General features: G+C 40.3%; 26 protein-coding genes and 1 tRNA gene. 11 read left to right on the top strand and 16 right to left on the bottom strand.

Annotated features, from left to right (window positions below):
- Positions 1–3 precede the first annotated feature (3 nt).
- The 3 genes from IGI50_RS03945 to IGI50_RS03935 all read right to left on the bottom strand — a co-directional run bounded on the left by IGI50_RS03945 (position 4) and on the right by IGI50_RS03935 (position 3,322).
- A complete protein-coding gene (locus IGI50_RS03945) occupies positions 4–1,446 on the bottom strand; it encodes a glycoside hydrolase family 1 protein (RefSeq protein WP_438776215.1) in 1,443 nt (480 codons plus the stop codon).
- A gap of 97 nt (positions 1,447–1,543) precedes the next feature.
- Positions 1,544–2,986, bottom strand: a complete 1,443-nt coding sequence (locus tag IGI50_RS03940) for a PTS sugar transporter subunit IIC (protein ID WP_438776214.1) — start codon at positions 2,984–2,986, stop codon at positions 1,544–1,546.
- 3 nt (positions 2,987–2,989) lie between these two features.
- A complete protein-coding gene (locus tag IGI50_RS03935; RefSeq protein WP_438776213.1) occupies positions 2,990–3,322 on the bottom strand; it encodes a PTS lactose/cellobiose transporter subunit IIA in 333 nt (110 codons plus the stop codon).
- 279 nt (positions 3,323–3,601) lie between these two features.
- Here IGI50_RS03935 and IGI50_RS03930 point away from each other — a divergent pair, with 279 nt between their 5' ends.
- The 3 genes from IGI50_RS03930 (at position 3,602) to IGI50_RS03920 (ending at position 5,132) form a co-directional block, all read left to right on the top strand.
- Positions 3,602–4,315 carry a GntR family transcriptional regulator gene (locus IGI50_RS03930; protein WP_438776212.1) on the top strand — a complete coding sequence of 238 codons (714 nt, stop codon included), beginning with the start codon at positions 3,602–3,604 and terminating at the stop codon, positions 4,313–4,315.
- Between the two features lie 184 nt (positions 4,316–4,499).
- Positions 4,500–4,694: a hypothetical protein gene (locus tag IGI50_RS03925; protein ID WP_438776211.1), complete on the top strand. Its 195-nt coding sequence runs from the start codon at positions 4,500–4,502 to the stop codon at positions 4,692–4,694.
- Positions 4,695–4,757: 63 nt separating this feature from the next.
- Positions 4,758–5,132 carry a DUF1801 domain-containing protein gene (locus IGI50_RS03920; RefSeq protein ID WP_438776210.1) on the top strand — a complete coding sequence of 125 codons (375 nt, stop codon included), beginning with the start codon at positions 4,758–4,760 and terminating at the stop codon, positions 5,130–5,132.
- 79 nt (positions 5,133–5,211) lie between these two features.
- On the opposite strand, the gene efp is transcribed toward IGI50_RS03920, so the two are convergent.
- The 4 genes from efp to IGI50_RS03900 all read right to left on the bottom strand — a co-directional run bounded on the left by efp (position 5,212) and on the right by IGI50_RS03900 (position 8,333).
- Positions 5,212–5,775, bottom strand: a complete 564-nt coding sequence (gene efp, locus IGI50_RS03915) for an elongation factor P (protein WP_010746638.1) — start codon at positions 5,773–5,775, stop codon at positions 5,212–5,214.
- Between the two features lie 164 nt (positions 5,776–5,939).
- Positions 5,940–6,572: a YczE/YyaS/YitT family protein gene (locus IGI50_RS03910; protein ID WP_438776209.1), complete on the bottom strand. Its 633-nt coding sequence runs from the start codon at positions 6,570–6,572 to the stop codon at positions 5,940–5,942.
- A 371-nt stretch (positions 6,573–6,943) separates the two neighbouring features.
- Positions 6,944–7,441, bottom strand: a complete 498-nt coding sequence (locus tag IGI50_RS03905; protein ID WP_010746640.1) for an HD domain-containing protein — start codon at positions 7,439–7,441, stop codon at positions 6,944–6,946.
- 130 nt (positions 7,442–7,571) lie between these two features.
- A complete protein-coding gene (locus tag IGI50_RS03900) occupies positions 7,572–8,333 on the bottom strand; it encodes a TrmH family RNA methyltransferase (protein WP_438776208.1) in 762 nt (253 codons plus the stop codon).
- 139 nt (positions 8,334–8,472) lie between these two features.
- Here IGI50_RS03900 and IGI50_RS03895 point away from each other — a divergent pair, with 139 nt between their 5' ends.
- The 4 genes from IGI50_RS03895 to IGI50_RS03880 all read left to right on the top strand — a co-directional run bounded on the left by IGI50_RS03895 (position 8,473) and on the right by IGI50_RS03880 (position 10,643).
- On the top strand, positions 8,473–8,745 hold the full coding sequence (locus tag IGI50_RS03895; protein WP_010746642.1) for an acylphosphatase: 273 nt from the start codon (positions 8,473–8,475) through the stop codon (positions 8,743–8,745).
- Between the two features lie 104 nt (positions 8,746–8,849).
- Positions 8,850–9,785: a membrane protein insertase YidC gene (gene yidC, locus IGI50_RS03890; protein WP_218256819.1), complete on the top strand. Its 936-nt coding sequence runs from the start codon at positions 8,850–8,852 to the stop codon at positions 9,783–9,785.
- Positions 9,786–10,018: 233 nt separating this feature from the next.
- Complete coding sequence (locus IGI50_RS03885) at positions 10,019–10,204, top strand: type II toxin-antitoxin system HicA family toxin (RefSeq protein WP_438776207.1); 186 nt, start codon at positions 10,019–10,021, stop codon at positions 10,202–10,204.
- A 52-nt stretch (positions 10,205–10,256) separates the two neighbouring features.
- Complete coding sequence (locus tag IGI50_RS03880) at positions 10,257–10,643, top strand: type II toxin-antitoxin system HicB family antitoxin (RefSeq protein WP_438776206.1); 387 nt, start codon at positions 10,257–10,259, stop codon at positions 10,641–10,643.
- A gap of 94 nt (positions 10,644–10,737) precedes the next feature.
- On the opposite strand, the gene IGI50_RS03875 is transcribed toward IGI50_RS03880, so the two are convergent.
- From IGI50_RS03875 to IGI50_RS03850, 6 genes are all read right to left on the bottom strand, one after another.
- Positions 10,738–11,937, bottom strand: a complete 1,200-nt coding sequence (locus tag IGI50_RS03875) for an ABC transporter permease (RefSeq protein WP_438776205.1) — start codon at positions 11,935–11,937, stop codon at positions 10,738–10,740.
- Positions 11,934–12,620, bottom strand: a complete 687-nt coding sequence (locus tag IGI50_RS03870) for an ABC transporter ATP-binding protein (RefSeq protein WP_010746647.1) — start codon at positions 12,618–12,620, stop codon at positions 11,934–11,936. Before IGI50_RS03870 ends, IGI50_RS03875 begins: the two co-directional genes overlap by 4 nt.
- Positions 12,621–13,835, bottom strand: coding sequence for an efflux RND transporter periplasmic adaptor subunit (locus tag IGI50_RS03865; RefSeq protein WP_438776204.1), 1,215 nt, complete (start codon positions 13,833–13,835; stop codon positions 12,621–12,623). It abuts the gene before it with no gap.
- A gap of 3 nt (positions 13,836–13,838) precedes the next feature.
- Positions 13,839–14,312, bottom strand: a complete 474-nt coding sequence (locus IGI50_RS03860) for a hypothetical protein (protein ID WP_438776203.1) — start codon at positions 14,310–14,312, stop codon at positions 13,839–13,841.
- A gap of 369 nt (positions 14,313–14,681) precedes the next feature.
- Positions 14,682–15,017 carry a hypothetical protein gene (locus tag IGI50_RS03855; protein ID WP_438776202.1) on the bottom strand — a complete coding sequence of 112 codons (336 nt, stop codon included), beginning with the start codon at positions 15,015–15,017 and terminating at the stop codon, positions 14,682–14,684.
- A gap of 277 nt (positions 15,018–15,294) precedes the next feature.
- Positions 15,295–15,366 (bottom strand) — tRNA-Glu (locus IGI50_RS03850).
- A 241-nt stretch (positions 15,367–15,607) separates the two neighbouring features.
- Here IGI50_RS03850 and IGI50_RS03845 point away from each other — a divergent pair.
- From IGI50_RS03845 to IGI50_RS03830, 4 genes are all read left to right on the top strand, one after another.
- Positions 15,608–16,237, top strand: coding sequence for a CBS domain-containing protein (locus tag IGI50_RS03845; protein ID WP_010746651.1), 630 nt, complete (start codon positions 15,608–15,610; stop codon positions 16,235–16,237).
- Positions 16,238–16,248: 11 nt separating this feature from the next.
- Positions 16,249–17,061 (top strand): pyruvate, water dikinase regulatory protein, encoded by an 813-nt coding sequence (locus IGI50_RS03840; RefSeq protein ID WP_010746652.1) that lies wholly within the window; start codon positions 16,249–16,251, stop codon positions 17,059–17,061.
- A 68-nt stretch (positions 17,062–17,129) separates the two neighbouring features.
- A complete protein-coding gene (locus IGI50_RS03835; protein WP_438776201.1) occupies positions 17,130–19,064 on the top strand; it encodes a fructose-1,6-bisphosphatase in 1,935 nt (644 codons plus the stop codon).
- 137 nt (positions 19,065–19,201) lie between these two features.
- Entirely contained in the window at positions 19,202–20,143 is a 942-nt protein-coding gene (locus tag IGI50_RS03830; RefSeq protein ID WP_438776200.1) for an AEC family transporter, read from the top strand.
- A 62-nt stretch (positions 20,144–20,205) separates the two neighbouring features.
- Here IGI50_RS03830 and glyS read toward each other — a convergent pair whose 3' ends face one another.
- The 3 genes from glyS to IGI50_RS03815 all read right to left on the bottom strand — a co-directional run bounded on the left by glyS (position 20,206) and on the right by IGI50_RS03815 (position 24,624).
- Positions 20,206–22,284: a glycine--tRNA ligase subunit beta gene (gene glyS, locus IGI50_RS03825; RefSeq protein ID WP_438776199.1), complete on the bottom strand. Its 2,079-nt coding sequence runs from the start codon at positions 22,282–22,284 to the stop codon at positions 20,206–20,208.
- 1 nt (position 22,285) lies between these two features.
- The gene (gene glyQ / locus IGI50_RS03820) at positions 22,286–23,173 is read right to left on the bottom strand and encodes a glycine--tRNA ligase subunit alpha (RefSeq protein ID WP_438776198.1); all 888 of its coding nucleotides are present in this window, start codon (positions 23,171–23,173) and stop codon (positions 22,286–22,288) included.
- A gap of 623 nt (positions 23,174–23,796) precedes the next feature.
- Positions 23,797–24,624: a histidinol-phosphatase gene (locus IGI50_RS03815; protein ID WP_438776197.1), complete on the bottom strand. Its 828-nt coding sequence runs from the start codon at positions 24,622–24,624 to the stop codon at positions 23,797–23,799.
- Positions 24,625–24,626 lie beyond the last annotated feature (2 nt).

Raw genomic sequence — 24,626 nt, 5'->3', positions numbered from 1 at the left:
TCCTTAAAGTATTTTTCCGTTGCTTTGAATCACCTGTTTGTACCAATAATAAGAATCTTTCGGGATTCTCTGAAGGCTTCCTTCCATTGATTCATCCTGATCCACATAGACGAAGCCATATCGTTTTTGGTACCCATTTAACCAACTCAACAAGTCTGTGTAACTCCATGTGTGGTACCCGATTACTTCGACGCCATCGGAGATCGCTTCTTGAATCGCCTGTACATGCTGTCTTAAATAGTCGATCCGATAAGAATCATGGATCTCGCCATCTTCTAATTTATCGTATTCCCCTAAGCCGTTTTCTGTAATCAAAATAGGCAGCCGATATCGGCTATTCATTCTCCGAAGGGCAATTCTTAGGCCTATTGGATCAATCGTCCAATCCCAATTCGTCGTTTCAACAAAGGGATTATTAACGGTCTTTTGAACCCCTGGAACACCACTTTCAACAGCAGTTCCCTTTTTCCCCGTGGTGTTCATCTGATAGTGATCCCCATTGGCGATCCCATCTAATGGGTTCCAGGCATTTGTCGCTGATTGATAATAGTTCAATCCTAAAAAGTCTGGCTTCGCAGAACGCAGCAGCTCCATCTCTCCCGGTCGGATATCAATGGTAATCCCTTGCTCCTTTAAGTACCGTAGTACCACACTTGGATACTCGCCATATGCGTACACATCCATCCAAAAATTTGCCAATAGCTCTTCAGCATTCTCAGCGGCTAAAATATTCTTCGGATCACTATCGATGGCATACTGTGGCGTATAAGCAAAGGACGGTCCAATCTTGCCGGGCATCGCCATTTCCTTGAACTTTTGGATCACTTTCGCATTTGCTAGATTGGCGATGTGATTGACGTTATAGAAAAGCTGCGGATCTTTTTTACCTGGCGGGTGTGTTGCAATCTGCCAGCCTTGATGAGTGAAAACATTTTGTTCGTTCAATGAGACCCAATAATTTACCTTGTCTCTAAAGGTGCGAAAGAGAATCTCTGCGTAGTTGACAAAATCATCAATGATCTTTCTTTTTTCCCAACCGCCATATTCTTCCTGCAATGCTAACGGCAGATCCCAATGATAAAGGGTCAAAACGGGCTCAATCCCATTCGCAAGCAGTTCTTCTACCAGATCAATGTAAAACTGCAGGCCTTTTTTATTTACTTCGCCCCGGCCTTGGGGAAGAATACGTGTCCAGGCTACTGAAAATCTATACGCCTTCAAGCCTTGCTCCTTCATCAATTGGATATCTTCTTTCCAGCGATGATAATGGTCTACCGCAACGGCTCCATTCGTTCCTTTATACGTTTTACCTGGTATCGTTACAAACTCATCCCAAACGGATTTTCCTTTTCCATCCTCATTCCACGCACCTTCAATCTGATACGCCGCTGAGGCAGATCCCCACAAAAAATCGCTGGGGAAGGCTCTTAATTGCAAATGCTCCATATCCGTTCCTCCCAAAAAATAGATAACTCACTTTATATTCTTCTCTTACTATTGCGTGATTCTCTGTTAAACACCCTTACATAACTCTACTGATTCGTTACATAAAATCGGTGAAGTCTGAAAATTCATCTGATGCTTCTGCTGATGCAGCGGAGGTTGCTGTTGCCGTTTGCTGCTCTGCGTTTGACTCACTTCTGACACTTGGAGTCTCTGTCACAGGTTCTTCTACTTCAACACCCATGCTGTTTTCATACGCTCGTAAGAATGGGAAATAGATCATCACCATCATTACGATCAACAACACCTGCAGGATGACATTTCTAAAGTCTCCGCCGCTCGCCACCCAAGCATTGATCACTGGCGGCATCGACCACGGCACATAGACGACAATCTTGGAAACAAGTCCTGCCCAAGTCGCGAAGTAAGCAATCGTGAATGAAATCAATGGGCCTAAAATGAATGGAATCATAATCAGTGGATTAAACACGACAGGAAATCCATAGATTACCGGTTCATTGATGTTAAAGAGCCCTAATGGTCCTGTCATTCCAGCAAATTGGCGGTTCACTTTCTTCCGACTAAAAATGAAGATCGCGATAATTAATGCGATGGTCGATCCAGTTCCTCCGATATGTCCATATAGATCACGAAACGGAAGAACAATAATATTCGGAATTTCCTGATGATTCGCAAATGCCGCCGTATTTTGGTTCATCGCTACTAACAAAGGGGGTTCCAAGATAGGGTTTACGATTCCACTTGGATGGATCCCCAATGCAAAGAGCAAGTTAGTGAAGAAACACAGGATAATGAAGCCTGGCAAACTAGTCGTCAAATGAATCAATGGCGCTTGAATAATTTTGTTGATAAGTTCATGAATTTCCATGTTCGTCAATTGGTGAATACCAAATGAAAGTAAAGCAAAGATCAATAATGTAATCATGATTGACGCCATTGCTTCAAAACTTTGCGATACAGCTGGCGGAATTCCGTTTCCGCTGAATTTTAATTTCAACTTGTCACTCTGTGAAATTCTGACAAAAAGCTCAGTGGATAAGATCGCAGCGAATATCGCTACAAAAATCCCCGCTGTTCCTAAATATGAAAATGGTGCGACCCCGCTGATTTCGACTGCCTTCTCTGCCCCGTTTGGTACCACTGAATTAGATAGCGGCAAGAAAATCATGATTACGGCAATCGTCACTAATGAACTGAAAATTGGATTGTCCTCGCCACGATTCTTCGCTAGGCTGTTGGCAATCAATGCACCAATCATGAGGGAGTAGCAATTCAATGTCCCATTAATAATCTTATTCCCTAATTCTTGCCACGTTGTCAAAGTATCTGCCGAAACAAAACCGGCGATCCAGCCAGTATCCGGTGCAATAATGATGTTATTGATCAGAATCATGATCCCTGCCAGTACTAAAAACGGCACAGTAGAAACAAATCCGTCACGCAATGCTCGAAAATAAATCATTGAGGCCATTTTTCTCGCAAAGTTGTTGATTCCCTGTAACACCTTATTTTCCTTCTTCATTCATTACGCCCCCTTTACATCGTGAAGCTCGTACATTTTTTGATACATCTCAACCATTTTTCCTGCCATATCATGCAGCAAGCTCGTAGTCATCAATTGATCCTCTGCATGTACCAACAGCAGCCCCAATTCCACCTTCTCGCCACCGGCTTCTTTTTGAATCATTTCGAAATGAGCATTATGGGCACTAACAAACTTTTCCTTTGCGGTAGTCAATTGTTCCTTTGCTTCATCAAATTTCCCTTCATTCGCTAATCCAATTGCTGACATAATCAATGATTTTGCTTCCCCAACAGCCGCAATAATCCTAAACGAAATTTCCTCCATACCTTCCATAACTCTCTTCCTTTCCAGTCATTCTTTAAATTAAAAAATAAGTCCTTAATCGTCATCCCTGTTATCCGGTCTCTCCACCTCCAACTACCTACCAATTTCAGAAAGCGCATTCTTCGAACAAAACTATATAGTTTTGACAATAGTATGTCAATAGTTTTTTTGATAAAAAAATCAAATCAGCGATATATAAACGATTAAACTATATTTATATCTATATAGTTTAAATATTTCAAATTCGTGTTATACTAATCTTGCAGAACGTTTACAAGGAGAAGAAGAATGTCTACAACAGTCAAAAAATATACCGAGATTTATCAGCAAATTAAGCAAGATATCGAATCTGGTGTCTATAAGGTCAACGAAAAATTGCCGCAAGGCCGGCTTTTAGCTCAAAAATATCAGGTAAGTGAATTAACAATCACAAAAGCACTCAATGTCCTCGTGCGTGAAGGCTATGTCGTGCGACGCAGAGGATCAGGAAGTTTTGTTAAATATTTCCAAAATGGAAATGTAACGAAGTTTTCTCCATTAACAGGCAGCTTTTCTGTTTATGACGGCAAAGTAGAATCCGTAATTATTGGTTTTTCGACAGAGATTCCAGATAAAACGTTAGCCGAAAAACTCAGTATCAGTGAAGAAACACTTGTTTATAAAATCATTCGTATGCGAAAAATCGAAGGCGTTCCGTCGATTATTGAATATACTTGGATGCCTACAAATGTGATTACAGGCTTAACTATGAAGGAATTAGAGACGTCGATTTATAAATATATTTCCGACACATTAAAGTTGAAGGTCAAAAGTGCTCACGTTCACATCGCTGGGATTCGACCTTCGATCCTTGAAAAAAGTTATTTAAACCTAACTGACAATGATTTTTTGATGAGTGTCGAACAGGTGGCTTATCTAGATGATGGTCGTATCTTCGAATTCTCGATCGCTAATCACATACCTAGTGAGTTTAACTTCGAAACAGTCCTGATCGCTGATTGATTTTTGGTTAAAACCATCTTCAACAACAAAAAACTGCTGAAAATCCCTAAAGGTTTCAGCAGTTTTTTTGTCCTCTATAAATCGTCTTATGTTTAATGTTTTAGTTATTCAGAACCGTGTTCTTTGACTTTTACTTGTAGGAAAATAGGCATAGGAGTAAACTAGTATAAAAAGGAGATCGCAGATGAATTATTTGTTTGGTGTTATTTTTTTATTGCTTAGTATTTGGCAGTTGGTAATGACGAAGCGCTCGTTTTCAAGTCTAAAGAAAAATGGTAATGAGAACACTTCCCCCTTCATCCTATTGGGATTATGGTTTAGCTTTATTATCGGGATAGTATTTCTTTTAGCTGCTGGTTATTGTGTGTTTCGTTTGTAGTCTATTTTCATTATGAAAGACGGCCGATTTTTGTTACGATTACTCATACGATTGGAGAACAGGATGCAAAAAACAGATATCCATACTTTATATTCGAATTACTCTACATTGGAAAAAGAGAAACTCGTTGAGCTGCAGGAATTGATTCATGAAGTTGCTAGAGAGGCGAATGTAGAAATAAATGAAGGCATTAAGTGGGGACAGCTTTCTTTTGCCTCTCCAAAAGGAACACCCATTCGAATTGATAAATATTCTGATACTCAGATTGGGTTCTTCGTACATTGTCAAACCACTTTGGTTGAAACATGGCGTTCATTATTCGCTGACACCTTGTGCTTCTCAAAAAATCGGGCAATTCTTCTTGAGCTCAATGCGCCTTTGCCTAAAGAAGCGCTAAAGATTTGCATTGATCATGCATTGAACTATCATTCGAAATAAAGTGAAAATGTATCATACAGTTTTTTCTACTAAATAAAAAATACCATGAACACAGGCTGCGTTCATGGTATTTCTACTATTATTTATTCGCGCGTTTTTGGTAAGTTCCTTCTGCTGTATTGATTTCTAGCATTTCGCCTTCTTCAATAAAGTCTGGAACGTTTACGACTAAGCCAGTTTCCATTGTTGCTGGTTTTCCTGAACCAGTAACAGTCGCACCTTTGATTGATGGTTGTGTTTCTACAACTTTCAAGACAACGGTTGTCGGTGGCGTTAATCCGATCACTTCGTCTCCGTAAAATTGGATTTTTACTTCCATGTTTTCAAGGATGTATTTCATTTCTGATTCGATCGTTGAAACTGGAATTTCATATTGTTCATACGTTTCAAGATCCATAAAGATTGCGACATCATCTTGGCTGTATAAGTATTGAACAGCTTTTGTTTCCATCATCGCTTTTTCAAATTTTTCTTCAGGACGGAAAGTGGTATCATACGTTGAACCTGTACGCACATCGCGTAATTTCATTCGCATAACCGTATTTCCTTTACCTGGTTTGTGGTGGCTGGCTTCCAATACTTTGATCAATTTTCCGTCTTGAATGAAAGTCATACCTGCACGTAAATCACTTGCTGAAATCATTAATAAGCACTCCTATTCTTATTTTATATGCTCGAATGCTTCGATAGGAACATTCGATGGATCGTCCTTTTTCTACGATAAAATGAACCTTTATTATTGTAGCAAATAACCCCAACACTTACTAGGGAAAATTATCTATCTGTTCGGATTCTCAGATGAGGCATCTATTTTGCTTCCTGGACTCGGAAGAATTTTATTTTTGGCAAATGATTCAAGGTCATTTCCAGTGACGGCCCCATTAACAATAAGACAATCAATGTACCGAACCCGATGTGCCCTCCTAGTAAAAAGCCTGTCAAAAAGAAGAGGGCATCTAATACGATTCGTGCGACTTTTACCGAACTATTCATTACACGCTTCAACAAAATCATCAACGATTCATAAGCAGCCGAGCCTGCATCAGCCAATAAATAAACTCCGGTTCCGATACCAAAAACAATTGACCCTACAATAATTGATACATACCCCGTCCCATCGGGAATCGTGTGCAAAATTCCCATCCAGTCCAGGATATTCAGGCAAAATCCCAGGCCAAAGCTGTTGATCAGACTGCCAATCCCAATCATTTTCCGATCATAGAAAAAGATGATAACAAGAATAATTCCGTTAAAGAGCATACTCACTGTACCGAATTGCAAAGATACATGCTGCAAAATTCCTAAAACTAACGTACTGATCGCATCGGCACCTAATCCACTGACAACAATCAAGCGAACCCCAACTGCAGCAATAAAGGTTCCCATGATGGCAAAAAATAATTGCTTTGCTAAATTTGGTTTGATAATTCCATACCTCACTTTCTTTAGTTAAGAACGTTCAATTTTTCACTTAGGTAAACTGTTTTACTTAAAAGGCTTTCATAAAAGAATAACCTTAAAAATGTGACTGACAGCTAACTCGGGGAGGAAATCATTTTCGTACGCATATCACCACGCTAAACCGAACCAGCTAAGATACTCATATCAGCAGTTAAAGCATTCTCACATTAATAAACTGCGAAAAGCGTGACTGACGGCTAACCCCGGTGATGGAAATCATTTTACCAAATACGTGTAAAATGATCCTATTTTCGTACGCATACCATTTTTCTAACCTGCTTTGCAAGGAGAAAAACTGGCAAAAACAAAGGCACCAAACATTTTTTTGTTTGGTGCCTAGCATTGATTTATTAATTCCATTCTTTCTTTAGGCGTGCTTTGTAGGAATTGAATCTATCTACTAAAGGCACGGCGGCTTCTTTAATGGCGCAATACTTGTCGACCATAGTTACGATGTAGCTTTCCTTATATTTAGGAGGAGTAATTGTAGCGCCCCACATATGCTTAATAATAATATCACGTTCAAGCTCAGACAATTCAGTAATCTTCTCTGCATTCTTTACAGCGATCCGTGGATGCATGTAAGCATGTGAGCCTTCATCAAACTTCGTTGTCCGCCAATCATAGTAAAACAAATCATGCAATAACCCTGCACGAGCGGTTGCTCTTGCATCGCCATTGAATTGTTTTGCTAATTTGTAGCTATTATAAGAAACACTGATTGAGTGCTCCAACCGTGTTGAATTCATATGTTGAGTATAATTTGCTAATCTTTGTACTTCCTCGGTAGCTAATAAATCTTCAATATAAGAAACGTATTCTTCATCGTCACGCCAGTTTTCTGTCATGGATATAAAGCCCCTTTTCGTTTGTCTCTGTGGCTCATTATAGCACGGTGAGGAAAACTTGAATAGGCTTCCATGAGTTTGTGAATAAAGTTTAACAGTTCCTTAATAACAGTTATCAAATTGTGAACTTTTACTTAAGTAATTGGAACATTAAGATTCCTGCTGCTATCGCAACGTTTAAAGACTCCGCTTGTCCCTTAATTGTAATATAGAGATTCTGATCGGTCATCGCTAATACTTCTGGTGAAACTCCTTGACCTTCATTTCCCATCACCAGCGCAAAATCAGACATTTTCTCTGCTGTTAAATAATCCTTTGCATCTTTATCTAGCGCCGTTCCTAATACAGGATGCCCAACCTTTTGAAATTGTGGGATTATTTCTGTTAGCTCTCCGCTTTTTACGGATAGATGGTACAAACTGCCTTGAGTACTGCGCAGTGTCTTCGGATTATATAAGTCCGCGCTTCCCTGACCTAAGACAACCCCAGTAAAGCCAGCAGCGTCCGCTGTGCGGATCATTGTCCCAACATTGCCAGGGTCCTGCACATTATCCAGCAATAACCAAGCACCAGAAAAGTCATTTTCTTCATCCTTAGGCATCTCCGCCACCGCGATTATTCCTTGTGGTGTCGGCTGACTGGCTAGTGTTTTCAGCACCTCGTCAGAAACAACATAATAATCCGTCAGATTTTCCTCGATCCATTCGGACCATTCATTCAGTCCACGTTGGCTGATAAAGACTTCTTTAAAGGCGACCTTCGCCGCTTTAGCCTCTTGGATCAGATGGAAGCCCTCCAATAAATAGCTTTGCGTTTGCTGGCGGTATTTTTTCTGCTGTAATTTTTTGGTTTCTTTGATTAATGTATTTTTACTCGATTGAATCTCCTTCAAAATGCTGGCCTCACTTATTTTATGTCTTCTTTTCTGTACAAAATCGCTCCGTCTGTCATTATAACACGCGAATTCTTGTCTCAACCAGCAAAAGTCGTTATCATGGAGAGGAAGAAAAAAATAATTAGGAGGGTTTCTTATGAAGATGCATTTAAATGTTACTGGACGTGTTCAAGGCGTCGGCTTTCGATATACCACGTATCAATTAGCAGTTGAGATTGGATTAACTGGTACGGTTAAAAATGAAGAAGATGGCAGTGTGACCATTGAAGCTGTTGGTACAAAGGAACAAATGACTGAATTTCTTGAAAAAATCAAAAAACCGCAAAATCCGTTTGCCAAAGTTTCCCATGTTGAGCAATATGAAGACCCTACCATTAAAGACTACGACCAATTCAACGTGGTCTATTAAAAAAACGACAAGGTTCCCTGATTTTCCCGAATTTCATTGAAAAGGGCTGGGTTATCTAGTATAGTATTTCCTGTATAAATTTTTATTAGCAGAGGAAGAAATAAATGACAAAATTTAAAAATTGGCTTTTAGGCTCCGGCCTTTTGGGTGTTCTTTTACTATTATCGGGCTGTGTCCGCTCAAATAGTGATGGTACGCCAGATACATCAGGTCTTGTCTATCGAATGCTGGTTGTTCCATTAGAGAATTTTCTGAACTGGATGGTTAACAATTTCAACTGGTCATACGGTTTAGCGATCATCGTTTTAACGATCATCGTGCGCTTGATCATTATGCCATTGGGAATCAATCAATCGAAAAAATCTCTGATTCAATCAGAAAAAATGCAATCCATCAAGCCGCAAATTGATGCAGCACAAGAAAAAGTAAAACAAGCAACTACCCAAGAAGAACAAATGGCCGCACAACAAGAGATGCAGGCTGTCTATAAAGAAAACAATGTCAGCATGATGGGCGGCATGGGCTGTTTACCATTACTGATCCAAATGCCGATCTTCTCCGCATTGTATTACACGGCTCGTTTTTCTGAAGGGATTCAGAAATCCAGTTTCTTAGGAATCGACTTGGCAAAACCAAGTATTATCCTGGTTGTCGTCGTCGGTGTGGCTTACTTATTACAAGGGTATATCTCATTGATTGGTGTTCCTGAAGAACAAAAGAAAACCATGCGCAGTATGATGATCGCCTCTCCATTGATGATCGTCTTCATGTCCTTCACCTCACCTGCGGGTGTGGCACTTTACTGGGTAGTCGGTGGTATCTTCAGCTGTCTTCAAACCTTCATTACAAATGTCTTGATGCGCCCTCGTATCAAAGCACAGATTCAAGAAGAATTGCGAAAGAACCCACCAAAACAAGTGGTCACAAAACCAATCAAAAAGGCTGAACCGATCCAACCAAAACAAGTCAATCAGCCAAAGAATAAAAACAAGAACAACAATGCGAACGGACGAAACGCCGGCAAGCAAAAACGTAAATAATCAATGACAAACCATCGCTTATGTGCGATGGTTTTTTATTTTAGTCCTACTTGTTTCGTTCAATTTTAAATTTTTTTCGTAATTTTAATAGAAGTATATTTAACGCTCACGTTTGTTTGATGTTCCATCCACATAAAATGAAGTTTTTAGCAAACAATGTTTAAAATATACGATCATTACATTTACACGTATTAAAGCACGTGTTAAAATTAAATGTGTAAAAGGAGATAGATATGGATGCTAAGGAGCTAGCCAAGATTCTTAAAAACGACGGTTGGTATTTTGATTCTCAACATGGAAGTCATCGCTACTACAAACATCCCATAAAAAAGGGCAAAGTACCTGTCCCATTCCACAGTCACAAAGACATCCCTATTGGAACACTCAACAACATACTTAAACAAGCTGGCTTAAAGTAGTTAGCTATTTTTTAATTCTGTCTCCTATAATAATTTGAAAGGATGGATTCATGTGGTCATTTATTATGCTGTGTTCGAATTTGCAGATGATGGGATCAATGTTGTTTTTCCAGATTTGAACAATGCGGCTACATTTGGTGAAAATATGCATGAGGCCCTCTATATGGCTAAAGATTTACTAGCAGGTTGGTTGATTGATACTGAGGATGAAAAGCAAGCTTTTCCTTCGCCTACTGATCACCGAAGTCTGAGTGTAGCAGCTGGAAATTTATTGATCCCAATTGAAGTTGATTTATCCTTTTACCGTAAAAAATTTGAAAGTAAGCCCATCAAAAAAACATTAACTATTCCAAAATATTTAAATGATTTAGGCAATGAAGCAGGAATCAACTTCTCAGCTACACTAACTGAAGCATTGAAGGAAAAATTAGAAGTTTAGCATTTGCTAGGCTTCTTCTTCATTAAAAAAGCTATCTCAAATTTGAGATAGCTCATTTCACACTAAAGACTTATTCAACTTACGATACTCATATCTACCGTAGAATATCAATCAAATCTTTCTTAGCTGCTTCTGAAGCGGGCATGACTGAGAAAATCAGTCCAATTCCGCTGGAAACACCAACGGCCAGACAAACAGTAAACAGATCAACGGTAACTGAGATGTCCATCACATTGCCGATTGCATAAGCGACGATCATTCCCAGTATGTAGCCAATGAGTCCTCCAACAAGAGTCAAGGTCATTCCTTCTAATAGGAACTGCATGCGAATCGCTCCACGAGTTGCACCTAGTGCCCGACGAATCCCAATTTCCTTTGTTCGTTCTGACACAGAGATATACATCATATTCATGACACCGACCCCTGCGATAAATAGTGAGATCCCCGCTACTGCACTGATGAACAAAGTGATACTGTTTAGCACCTCACTGATTCCATCCGTCATCATGGCCATATTCGAAACCTGGTATTCCCCTTGCTGACGCATCGCTCCAGCGGATTCCAGCTTCTTAATTGCCTTATCCGCAACCTTATTCAGTTGGCTGCCATCGGCTAACGTAAGTACGACAGCACTCTTATCCTGTTCGTTGCCAAAAAAGTGAATATAGGTTTGACGAGGTAATTGTATTTTAGTCGAGCCCATTGAGAACATGGTTTCATCTGCTCCAGATGGAAAAACCCCAATGATTGTAAAAACTTGTCCATCCAATTCAAAGCCCCGACCAACAGCGCCTTTGGCAGAACCGAACAGCTCTTTTGCTAAGGCAGAATCAATGGTGACTACTTTGTTTTGCGTCTGATTATCATACATGGAAATGGTCCGACCATAGCGTACGGCCTTCCCTTTTTTTGAAACGACTCCTACACGATAGTTTTTTGTCTTATCCTTCACTTTAACGTCTTTATAAATATAAGACAAATCGTTTTTCGGATAAGAGACCGATTCCACCCCGTCAACATTTTTCAAAATACTGAAATCAGACGCTTGGATCATGTCAATATTAGAATAATAAAGAGCCTGGTTGCTAGGCACAAAATTGATATTTACTTCTAATTTCTCCGAGTCACTGGCAGTCAAACTCTCAATTGTATCTCGTTCAAACCCGCGACCAATGGACAAAATCGCAATTACCGCCGCAATCCCGATCACGATCCCAAACATAGTCAATGCACTGCGTTTCTTGTTCTTAAAAATCGAACCTAAAGACGAGCGCCAATTCACGTAAAACTTCATTCTTCGATCACCGCCCTATCCTCAGTAATCGCACCATCTCTGATTTTTACCAGTCGTGTACAGTATGGAACTACCTCAGGATCATGGGTTACAAGAAAGATTGTCGCGTGATCTCGTCGATTCAGTTCCTTAAACAGCTCCATGATTTCATTTGATGTGTGAGTATCCAACGCGCCAGTTGGTTCATCGGCAATGATAAACTTTGGCTGATTGATTAACGCTCGAGCAATGGCGACCCGCTGCTGCTGTCCACCAGAAAGCTGACGTGGATGCTTCTCCGCTTTATCCGCGATCCCGACTTTTTCTAGTGCTGACATCACTTTTTCCTTCGTCTGATGGAAGCCGTAGCCATTATATAGCAGAGGCAGCTCAACATTTTCATAGACCGTATAATTTTCGATCAGGCTGAAATTTTGAAAGACAAAGCCAACCATTTCGTTGCGTGTTTTGGATAAACGATCATCGGTTGTAGTGACTAGATTCTCATCTTCAAATAAATACTCGCCTTCAAATTTCGTATCAATGAAGCCTAATAGATTGATCAATGTTGATTTCCCTGAACCAGAAGGACCCATCACAGCGATCATCTCCCCTGCATCAGCTTTCAAATTGATGTCTTTCAGCACATGCAGCGATTCTTCATCATTGCGGTAATACTTGTTGATATTTTTTAGCTCAATCATTTAATCCACCGCCACTTCCTGACCATCTCTTAATGATTTATCAGGATTTGAAATGATGCGATCGCCATCTTTGAGACCATCCTTCAAAAGAAAATACTCGCCTTTGTCTTCTACTTGAACAGTGACTTCACGAACTTTTCCTTTGCGATAAGCAAAGACATAGTGAGTATCGCCCGTTTCCATGACTGCCTTCTTCGGTATGCGAATCTCATTCACCGGCAGTACGACTTGAACATTGTAGCCATATTGCAATGCTTCAGTCGGCTTCACAATAAAGCTATAATTGGAGACCGAACTGTTGGCTGCGGTTCCTGCAGCTGCGGCTTGACTAGCTGCTTCTGCTTGATCTGGCAACTTATTTACATGCGTGATTGTTCCAGCAATTTCCTGATTAGTGGTGATTGGTTTGATCGTCACGGACGCGTCTTGATGTACCTGAGGATAATCATATTCTGAAGCCTTTGCTTCTACTGTCACCTCATTGCTGACAACCTTCACAACAGGAACAGACGGATCATTTTTGCCTTTTTCATTGATATAGGCAATCCCACTTGTCGCGCTGGCAACGGTTGAACTGATCTTGCCACGGATCGTGTTCACACTTTGATTTGCCGCGCTTAGTTCTACATTGGCGCTTTCCAATGCCTGTCGTGCCTGCACAACAGCATCGCTCGCTGCGTCCAGACTGCTTTCATATTGTGTCATTTCTTGCTTGTATTGTTCTTTTTTCACAGCGCCATCTTCACTATTCTCGTTCGTATTGTTATAGTTATTGGTCGCTTCATTCAGTTTTTGCTGCTCTCTAGCTTGCTTATCTTGGGCGATTGCTAGTGTTTCTCTTGCGTTAGCTACCGCAAGATTTAATTTATCTAGATTGGTACTTTGTTCATCTGCTTGTGCTTGATATTCTGTATTTGTATAGCTTAACAGCACAGTTCCCTCAGTAACTTCTTGTCCATCTTGAACATTGATTTCAGAAACTTTTCCTAATGTTTGGTCAAAATAATAATCCTGCGTATGGGTCGCTTCCACAATTCCGTTAAAGGTCAATGGATCAGACTTTTTCAATGTCACTGTTTGAAATTGATTTTCCTTCACGTTGTTGCTCTTCATTTGAGAATAGACAAATGCCCCGATAAACAACACCAATGCGAGAACACCTGCAAGGATACTCCAACGGATCTTTTGCTTTTTCGTCATTTTTTTCTTTTTCATCTACTACTCCTCTGGCTCTGCTTTAAATAAATGGACGATTACAAGAATCGCTGGGATTAAGAAAATGAATTGGAATACTAATCCCACGATCGTTGTCATGAAGGACAGATCCATCCCCTCAATCTCCATTTTAGGTTGCATAATGAAACCAATTGCAGCACTTAACAGACTCCAACCAATATCAACGTAATAAGGAACCTTTGTAGGAATTATCTCATCCGCTAACTTTTTATTCGCCATAAAATAAAGAACAAGTAAAGCAATAGTGATAATCAAAGAAAGAATCGAAATCACTTTTATTAATGGGCTATTTGCATAATCGAACATTTGCTGTGCCATCGACCCCATCAGCTCATAATCACTCATTTTAGGATTTAATGTTTTCGGTAATCCTATCAGACTAGAAATAAGTGAAAATAGTCCCAAAACTATCAAAACCATATTCCACGTTTTTGCTTTTTTCAAATGCTTTTCCATTTCATCACTCCATCCAACAATTTTCAATTATTCATGAAAACAGCGCGACAACCCTAAGCACTTATTTCACAAATTAATTCCCATTATACTACTAAACTCAATCCATTTTGAAGAAAAATCCTGAAAAGAAGCTTTTTAGTCCTGAACGTACAAAATCAATAAAATCAATACTCTGATGCGTTTATTCTTTCTATTCTAATTTATAATTTTCAATCAAATTTATATCATTTTAAATCGTAAAGTCTATGAAAGATTTCTTTCACAATCCATTGAAAATAACAATCTTCCACTATTCGTATCTATTTAAACTAGTGGTATAAATTTTTTTGAAATAAGGATTTTTTTCCGAAATAAAAATAGCGATTCAGACTATCTGATCCTGTTACAGCAAATGCCGATGATCGCACAATCAAATAGGAAACTATCAAAGTGGAGTGGATGATTGCTAATCAACCCACCTGTATTAAATCCTCCTGGACTGACAAAGCCCGACCAACCTGCAGGAAACATAAACGATGCCGCCAACTGTATACCGTTGAAGAGGAGAATAATCAGCATGCTCCATGCTAAAGCATCAAAAAATCTTCTTCTTTCTATTTCATCATAGCGATGAAACCCAACCAATGCTCGAAACATTGTTACCACACCTACTATTGAATAAACCATGAATCCTAAAAAAACTATTTGCATAACCAATCCGATCATTCTCTGTTCCTACCTTTCATTTGCGAGTAAAGATATCTTTACAAAAATGATTCAAAGGACGGAACGCTTATTTATAGAAATACCCCATGACTATAGAAGTCACGGGGGAGCTTTCAATTAGATGATAGATAAACCATTCATTTTAAGATACGCAGCTAGTCTTTCCTTACTTGATCTTATTGTATATGCGCTAGATACTATCCACGGATTAAAAATCAAAAAAAAAGAGCTGAGCTCTCAGCTTACATACTGAATGCTCAACTCTCTCTTACTATTATAACCCGTACGGGATTTGAACCCGTGCCTCCGCGCTGAGAACGCGGCGTCTTGACCCCTTGACTAACGGGTTAGTATTTCTCAACAGAAAGAATTATACTGCTAAAAGATTTTTTTAGAAAGTATTTGCACTTTATTTTTCCAAATTATTAAATATGTGTTTATTTGACCATTCATGTTGTTTATATGCTTATTACGTGTATAATAGGTTGTGTATTCAAGTCGTTGCTTTTCAGATGAGCTTGAATAACCCACCAAAGAAAAAGAAATTCATTTTTTCTCAAAGAAAAACGAATGTATTACTAGGAGGACCTATGAATCTATCACAAAGGCAAGAGAAAATCATTGAGATCGTCAAACGCGATCAACCGCTAAGTGGTGAAAAAATCGCTGAACACTTAGGAATTTCACACGCTACTTTACGAACGGACCTGTCCTTCTTAACCATGGCAGGTATTTTGGAAGCCAGCCCTAAAGTCGGCTACACCTACACAGGTGTGGGGATCGAACAATTCTTGTTCGACAAAATCTTTTCAGTAAAAGTCGAAGAAATCATGCTGTCCCCTCTGTTAACACCGCAGGATACCTCCATTCATGACGCGATCACAAATATGTTCATGTATGATGTAGGCTCGATTTATGTAACGGATAAAGAACAGCAGCTAGTCGGCTTATTATCTCGCAAGGATTTGCTGCGGGCTTCACTAAACAGCAACCTGCAAAATACACCTGTTGCAGTTGTGATGACACGAGCACCTCACCTGCAGACGTGTACAAAGGACTATACGATCTTAGAAGCCGGTGCAGTTTTACTGGATTATCAAGTGGACTCATTGCCGGTAGTCAGTGAAGATGATCCAAAAAAAGTGATTGGAAAAATAACGAAGTCACGGATTTTCAATTATATTATGCAGCAAGCAAAACAAACTGAAACCAATCGATAGGAGCGAAAAAAATGAAAAAAAGTGTCCCATTATACATGATCTCTGATTCAGTCGGTGAAACCTCACTAAAATTAGTGAATGCCGCAGCAGCTCAATTCCCTACAGTGGATTTTGATTTATCTTATCGTTTCCCTTTTACTAAAGATGAAGAAGAACTGAAAAGTATCTTAGGTGATGCCTTAAAGGACAGTGCGGTTGTCGTTACCACGTTGGTCAGTGATAATCTAACTCAAATCGTGGAAGATTTCGCTGAACGTACAGGCTTGCAATACATTAATTTAATGAGTCAGTTCATGGATATTGTTCACCAAAAAACCGGTGTTGCTCCATTACAACAAGCCGGTGTCGTTCATAAGTTGAATCAGGAATATTTTGATCGTGTAGCTGCTATTGAATTTGCTGTGAAATATGACGACGGAAAAGACGCGAAGGGCTTCCTGGAAGCGGATCTTGTTCTCTTAGGGATCTCTCGTACTTCTAAGACACCGTTAAGCATGTATTTAGCGAATAATCGGATTAAAGTGGCCAATTTGCCATTGATTCCAGAAGTTCCTCTACCTGAACAGATCAAGGCCGTACCAAAGGAGAAAATCATCGGTCTTGTCATTGAACCAGAAGTTCAGAAGAAAATTCGGATGAGTCGCTTGAACTCTTTAGGCTTAGCTGAAAATTCTCGTTATTCAGATATTAATCGCATCAAAGAAGAATTGGATTATGCGTTAAAAGTTTATGATGAATTAGGCGCCTTCACACTAGACGTTACCAATAAATCAATCGAAGAATCTGCAACACTGATTTGCGAACATTTGGACAACGCGTTATAAACAAGTTCCCTTCTACTTCTTACTTCGAATAGTACGTGTACGAGAATATATAAATAAGGAGCGTATCTATGCTATCGACCCGTGACAAATATTATCAAATGTTGGAGAAAGAATTTAGTACCAAGGAGGCGATCATGACTGAGTTAATCAACCTAGAGGCCATCATGCATCTGCCCAAAGGAACCGAACTTTACATCAGTGATATTCATGGGGAGTTCATTGCCTTTGACCATATTTTGCGTACTGGTGCAGGGAATATCAAGGAGAAAATCAGCCTGCTTTTCGGCGACCGCTTAACTGAACACGAAAAAGACAAACTGACGATCCTTGTGGCTTACCCGCGAGAAGCATTGGATGACAAAGACTTTTATGCCTATCGTGATCGTTCATGGTATCGTAAAAAAATTCGTCAGCTCTTAGAATTGCTGTCCTTTTGTTCCACTAAATACACGCGTTCTAAAGTACGGAAGGCCTTGCCAAAGCAATATGCCTATATCATTGAGGAATTGATGTATACTGATACGAATTATACTGATAAAGCGGCTTACTTTGATCAAATTTTGGCGCATCTGTTGGATTTGGAGCAAGGTCGTCCCTTTATCATCGCCTTATGTCAGAGCATCCAGCGCTTAGTCGTAGACCATCTCCACGTTGTTGGTGATATCTATGATCGTGGACCAGAGGCCGATAAAATCATGGATCGACTTTGTCAATTGCCCTCTATTGATATCCAATGGGGCAACCATGACATCCTCTGGATGGGTGCGTATGCCGGTTCTCGCGCGTGTCTGATGACCTTATTGCGGATCGCTGCACGCTACAATTATCTGTATGAGATCGAACAGGCCTATGCACTCAATCTTCGGCCATTATTCATGTATGCTGAGGAGCACTATCAAAAGAATCCCATCTTCACTCCGAAAGAAAAGAACAGCAGCGAGAGCTATTCCATTGAAAGCTTAGACAGTCTAGAAAAAGTTCACCAGGCTTTGTCGATTATCCAATTCAAATTGGAAGGACAGCTGATTAAGCGCCATCCTGACTTTGAGATGAATGACCGTTTGCTGTTTGAAAAAATTGATTTTGATAAAGAAACGGTTCACTTAGCCGGTAAAGACTATCCTTTGCAGGGAAGTTGCTTCCAAACCTTACAAAAAGATGTTCACGCATTGACCGAGCAGGAAGAATACGTCGTGGATACCTTACTAAGCTCCTTCCAGCAATCAGCCAAAATGCAGGAGCATATGCAGCTGCTGTTAAACAAAGGATCAATGTACCTAGTCTACAATCAGCACTTGCTTTTCCATGGCTGCTTACCGTTAAAAGCTGATGGTAGCTTTCTACCACTGAATGTTGCGGGAAAAGATTATGTTGGAAAAGATCTGCTGAACTTCTTTGAAGAGCAGATTCGCTCTGGCTGCCAAAATCAGAAGACCGATAGTTCACAGGCGGACTGGATCTGGTACTGCTGGTCTGGCAAAATCTCACCACAGTTTGGGAAAAGTGCCATGACTACCTTTGAACGGTATTTTATCGCTGATAAAAAGACCCATAAGGAAATCAAAAATCCTTATTACCAATTTCGCGACACTCATGATACCTGTCAGATGATTTTAGAAGAATTTGCTTTGTATTCGTCGAACTCGCGGATCATCAATGGACATACTCCGGTGAAGGTGAAAAGCGGCGAATCACCAATCAAAGGTGAAGGCATGCTGTTCGTGATTGACGGTGGACTCTCAAAAGCTTATCAAAAAACGACTGGCATCGCAGGCTATTCGCTGCTGAATAATTCGTATGGTTTCCAGCTCGTCACCCATGATCCCTTTGAATCGGTCGAAAATCTATTAGCCAAGCAAGTCGATGAAACCTCCTTGAAGCGAGTGATCGACAAAGACTTGAAACGCATCCTGATCAAAGATACGACGGTCGGTGACAGTCTCGAAGAACAGATTGAAAATCTGACTGGACTATTAAACTATCAAGACCAAAATGACAGCTAGCTCATTATTAATGAACTATTTTTCGTACGCATAATATTTTTTTAATCTGTTGAAGTAGGAAAAAAATGGTCAACACGGGTACCATCAACAATTGATGCTACCCGTGTTTTTCTGTATAGTGGATGCGAGGTGAAAAAATGGTTTCTGCATATATTAATATCTTTTTTATTTTTGTCTTAATGTTCATCGGTTATGTCCTAACCTATAAGCAATGGTTTTCAAACCAGATCGGTGATGCCTTCTCTAAGCTCGTCTTACAGATCGCGTTGCCCTGCAACATGTTTTTAACGATCACTAAGAACTTTTCCCGTTCGGAGTTTCTCCATCTTGTTGGTGGTATGGTGATCCCATTAATTTCTATGCTGCTGACCTTTCTCGTCAGCTTTATCTATTGCCGAATTTTTCGGGTTACTCCCGCTCGAAATGGAATTTTTTCTACAATGTTCACCTGTTCCAATACAATTTTCATTGGACTGCCAATTAATCTAGCGATTTTCGGTAAACAGGCCGTTCCGTACGTACTTCTCTATTACATTGTCAATACCACAATCTTTTGGACGTTGGGCATCTACTTTATCGCTCGAGACAATCCTCAGATTGAGCAGGCCACTGTCAATTTCCACCTGATTCCAATTTTGAAGAAGATTTTTTCTCCGGCGCTGCTGGGCTTTTTGCTTGGCCTGTGTGCCGTGCTGGTCAATCTTTCTGTATCTGATTCAATCGCGATCTTCTTAGGATACCTCGCGAATTTGACGACGCCGCTGTCAATGTTTGTCATCGGGATCATCGTGTACAATGTAGGAATTAAAAATCTGACCTTAAACAGAGACATTATCGGGGTTCTCGTAGGACGTTACGCCATCTCGCCGCTCATCGTTTGGCTCTTAGGGCAATGGATCAGCGTGCCTCCCTTGATGCTTTCCGTATTTATTATCCAAGCAGCAATGCCGGTTCAAAATTCCGTACCGATCTTGGCCCGTTCTTATGGAGCGGATCAGCAATTCGCCGCTTCTTCTTTAGGCTACTCCGTTCTCCTCTATCTGGCGTATATTCCGCTATTATTGAAATTGATACTATAAAAAACCTTCGAGCACGAGCTCGAAGGTTTTCTTTGGCTTTCTACACAAACACTAACTTTGCTCTATTTGGTAATGATCTTATCAATACTTCCTAAGGCATCAGCCATACGAGCAATAATTGCTAATTGATTCAAACGGTTGTCACGAATTCTTTCATCGTCTACCATGATCATCGTTTCGTTGAAGTAGCGTTCAATCACTGGACGCAGGTTCGTCAATGTTTGATAGTTTTCTGCCATACTTTGGTTGGCAAACTCATCTTGCGCTTCCTTCACTGCTGTGTATAATTCCTTTTCGCTTTCGTTTTCAAACAGCTTAGGATCAACTTTGAAGTTGATGGTTTCAGGATTCATTTTCTTCGTTAAATTAATGACCCGGGTCAAAGCTTCCATCGCTTCTTTGAAATGCTCATCCGTTAAATGTTGGCTAAAAATTTGTGCTGTCTTGAAAATTTGTACCAAATCATCTTGGCGAGAATCCACCACAGCATCAATGATGTCGTGACGGATATTGTGCATTTGCAGACGTTGACGCAGACGTCCCTTGAAGAACTCAATGAATTCTTTTTGATCACGATTAAAATGAATCCCGTAATCTAAAACATCGTTGTTAATTGCATCTACAATTGTCCCTTGCATATCAGTGAATGGGAATGTCCAGCCTTGTGCTTCGACAATCCGTACGATTCCATAAGTCTGACGACGCAATGCGTAAGGATCGTTTGAGCCGCTTGGAATCATGCCCACAGCGAAGAAACCTAGTACGCTGTCAATCTTATCAGCAATCGCTAAAACAGCACCAATCGCTGTTTTTGGCAATTCTCCTTCAGAAGAAATCGGCAGATAATGCTCCCGTACTGCTGTGGCAACAGCTGGAGTCTCTCCCTTCAACAAAGCATATTTTTCTCCCATGATCCCTTGCAACTCTGGGAATTCTCCCACCATATTGGTAACCAAATCGAATTTATAGATTTCAGCGGCACGCTTCAGATCCGTTAATTCTTCTTCGCTCAAACCAACTTGTTTTCCGATGACTTGACTGATCAAGCCAACACGCTGCATCTTTTCATACATGCTGCCGATTTTTTCATGGAAGGTCACGTTCTTCAATTTTTCAACGCATTCCTCAATTGATAATTTCTTGTCTTCTTCAAAGAAGAACTCGCCATCTTCAAGACGTGCAGCCAAAACTTTTTGATTGCCTTTAATCACATTGTCCAGCTTCACGCTGTTTCCGTTACGAACAGAAATAAAATGAGGCAGCAACATTCCTGCTTGGTTGCGCACTTCAAAATAGCGTTGATGTTCCTTCATGGAAGTAACTAAAACTTCTTCTGGAACAGATAAGAAACGTTCTTCGAAATCACCGACAAAAGCCGTTGGATATTCGACTAAGTTTGTGACTTCTTCTAATAAATCAGCATCAAGATCGATGACCCATTTATTTTTCTCTGCCAGCTCTTCGATTTGCTCCACGATCATTTGTTGACGCTTATGAGCATCAGCGATCACGAATTGCTCTTCTAGCTTCACTTCGTATTCGCTAGGATCAGCAAGCTCAACTTGATCCCCTAAGAAGCGATGGCCTTCTGTCGTACGACCTGTTTGTACATCTAGTAATTCAAACGGAATGACTTCTTGATCTAACAATGCGACGATCCAATGAATTGGACGAATGTATTCAAACATTGTATCGCCCCAATGCATCATCGTTGGGAAGTTCATGCTCTTAACAACCTCTAATAATCCAGTTAGTACTTCTTTGCTTTCTTTCCCATGAATATATTTTGTCACGTAAACATATTCCACACCATTCAATTCACGGAAAGTAATCGCGTCTGTCGTTAAGCCTTGCCCACGGACAAAGCCTTCTGCCGCTTTACTCCAGTTGCCTTCTGCATCCAATGCGATTTTCTTCGCTGGTCCTTTGACTTCTTCTTGCACGTCATCTTGACGGTCAGGAATATTCGTTACACGAATCGCCAAACGTCGAGGCGTTGAAAAGCTTTCGATCGATTCGAAGGTTAGACTGTTTTCGGTTAAAAATTTTGAGATCTTTTCTTCTAATTGTTTGATGCTTGGCCAAACCACGTGGGCTGGCATTTCTTCTAAACCAATTTCTAATAGTAGATTTTTCGCCATCTTATTTGCCCTCCTGATTCAATAATGGGAAGCCTAGTTTTTCCCGTTCAGCTACAAATATCTTCGCAACTGAGCGTGCCATGTTTCGGATGCGTGCTAGATAACCCGCGCGTTCTGTTACAGAAACAGCTCCGCGAGCGTCTAATAAGTTAAATGTATGGCTGCATTTTAAAATGTAATCATACGCTGGATGCACGAGATTTTCATCAATACAACGCTTCGCTTCTTTTTCGAATTTTTCGAAATTATCTAAAAGCATCGCTTGATCGCTTTCTTCAAAGGAGTATTTTGAATGTTCATATTCTGGCTGCTTGAAGATTTCTCCGTATTTAACCCCCGCACTCCATTCCAAGTCATAAACGCTATCCACTTCTTGAATATAAGAAGCCAAACGTTCCAACCCATAAGTCAATTCAGAAGTGACAGGATTTACTTGGAGACCACCAACTTGTTGGAAATACGTAAACTGTGTAATTTCCATACCGTCTAGCCAAACTTCCCAACCAACACCGGCACAACCCATCGATGGGTTTTCCCAGTTATCTTCAACGAAACGAATATCATGTTCTAATGGATCAATGCCTAGCAAACGCAAGCTGTCTAAATACAGCTCTTGAATATTTTTTGGTGAGGGCTTCATAACTACTTGAAATTGGTGGTGTTGATACAAACGGTTCGGGTTTTCCCCGTAACGGCCGTCTGCTGGTCGACGTGATGGCTCAACATAAGCGGCACGCCATGGTTCTGGTCCAATAGCTCGTAAAAAAGTATACGGACTCATAGTTCCCGCTCCTTTTTCCGTATCGTAGGCTTGCATCAGCATACAACCATTGTCTGACCAAAATTTTTGTAATGTCAAAATCATTTCTTGCACAGTTAACTTGCTCATTCTGTTTCCTCCTGTATATTTTCTATGTAACTTTATCCATTGTTTTATTGTCTAACTGCTAGCTCATATCAAATGAAATCATTTTTCAAAAACACCAAAAATAATCCCTATTTTCACCACGCATACGATTCCACTAACCGTACTAAAAGTACGGAGTGGAACTCGCAAAAAAGTCCCCATGCCGAAATAATCGACATAGGGACGTATTAACGCGGTTCCACCCTACTTCCAAGCAAAGGCTTGGCAGCTTTAACTAAACGTGCTCACAAACGCCAACAAAATCTGCTTCCCTGCTTGGCTTCCACCGATCCAAGCTCGCTGTGATCTTCCACAAATTTCTAAATTTGATCATCGCACCTATTCAACTTGGTTCTATAATAGCGACACCAGACCCCTTTTGTCAAATCTTTCTGTCATGAGCGTTTCGCTTTTCACAGTTTTGCATAGTACAAGAGATTTGATTAATCTATTCGCATAATCAATAGACCTGTCGTTTAGCGAAATCGTATGCGCACGAAAATAGACCTATTTTTCTGTTTTCGAAAAATAATTTCCTTAAACATGAGCTAGCTGCGAGTTTAGGTCTTCGTAATGTCTATGCTACAAAAGACCTTTTAAGGGAGCTAGTCAAAGGGGATTGGTTGAAATAGACCATCCTTTAATTGCATTGTCTCCGTAAATCCGATTGTCTTTAATAGTTCAACCGTTTCTGGAAAATGACAAGTTAAGGTCGTCGTCTCGTGACTGTCGCTAGTAATAATGATGGGACAGTCTCTTTCCTTTAGTTGTTTCAATAAAAATGGATTAGGGTAGGGTGTTGTTCGCCAGTTGCGAGAAATCGCGCCGGTATTGATCTCCACCATACCATCATAAGTTTCGATGATATCAATGACATGATTCAGCGCCTGTAAAGCAATCGCTTGGTATTCTGTTCCTTCTTCATCCAACCAAGGTTGTTTTTCATTAAACTTCGTAATCAGGTCAAAATGTCCAACGATCTTCGACTGGTTCTGGTTAATATGCTTAACTACGGTGTCATAGTAATCGCGCACCATTTGCATCTTGTCCCCTTGGTACCATTCATCCAGAGTCTTCATCAAGCTTTCCGGACTCTCATCGACACTGCGGAAGATTCCTTGACGCGGTGGGAAATAATGCACAGAACCTATTGTATAGTCGTATCCGTCAATTGGATCCGCACTGTAATAATCCCATTCTAAGCCTAGGCTGATTGTTAATTCCCCTGCCAACTTTTCCTTTAAATCACGCAATGCCGCTTGATAGGCCACTTCATTTTGTACACCAAGACAGCTAGGATCAAAAAGTGCTGGTGAATGACACGTAAAGCCTAAATCTGTAAAGCCCAAATCAATCGCCGCTTGTGCCATATCTTCTAAAGTATCTTTTCCATCACACCAAGTACTGTGCGTATGAGCGTTTGAATAAAACATCG

This window comes from Enterococcus sp. DIV0170 (assembly GCF_051710765.1).
In the GTDB taxonomy this organism is placed as follows: Bacteria; Bacillota; Bacilli; order Lactobacillales; family Enterococcaceae; genus Enterococcus_A; species Enterococcus_A raffinosus.
Note: the sequence above shows the minus strand (reverse complement) of the source record. Positions and strands in the feature narration are given on the sequence as shown.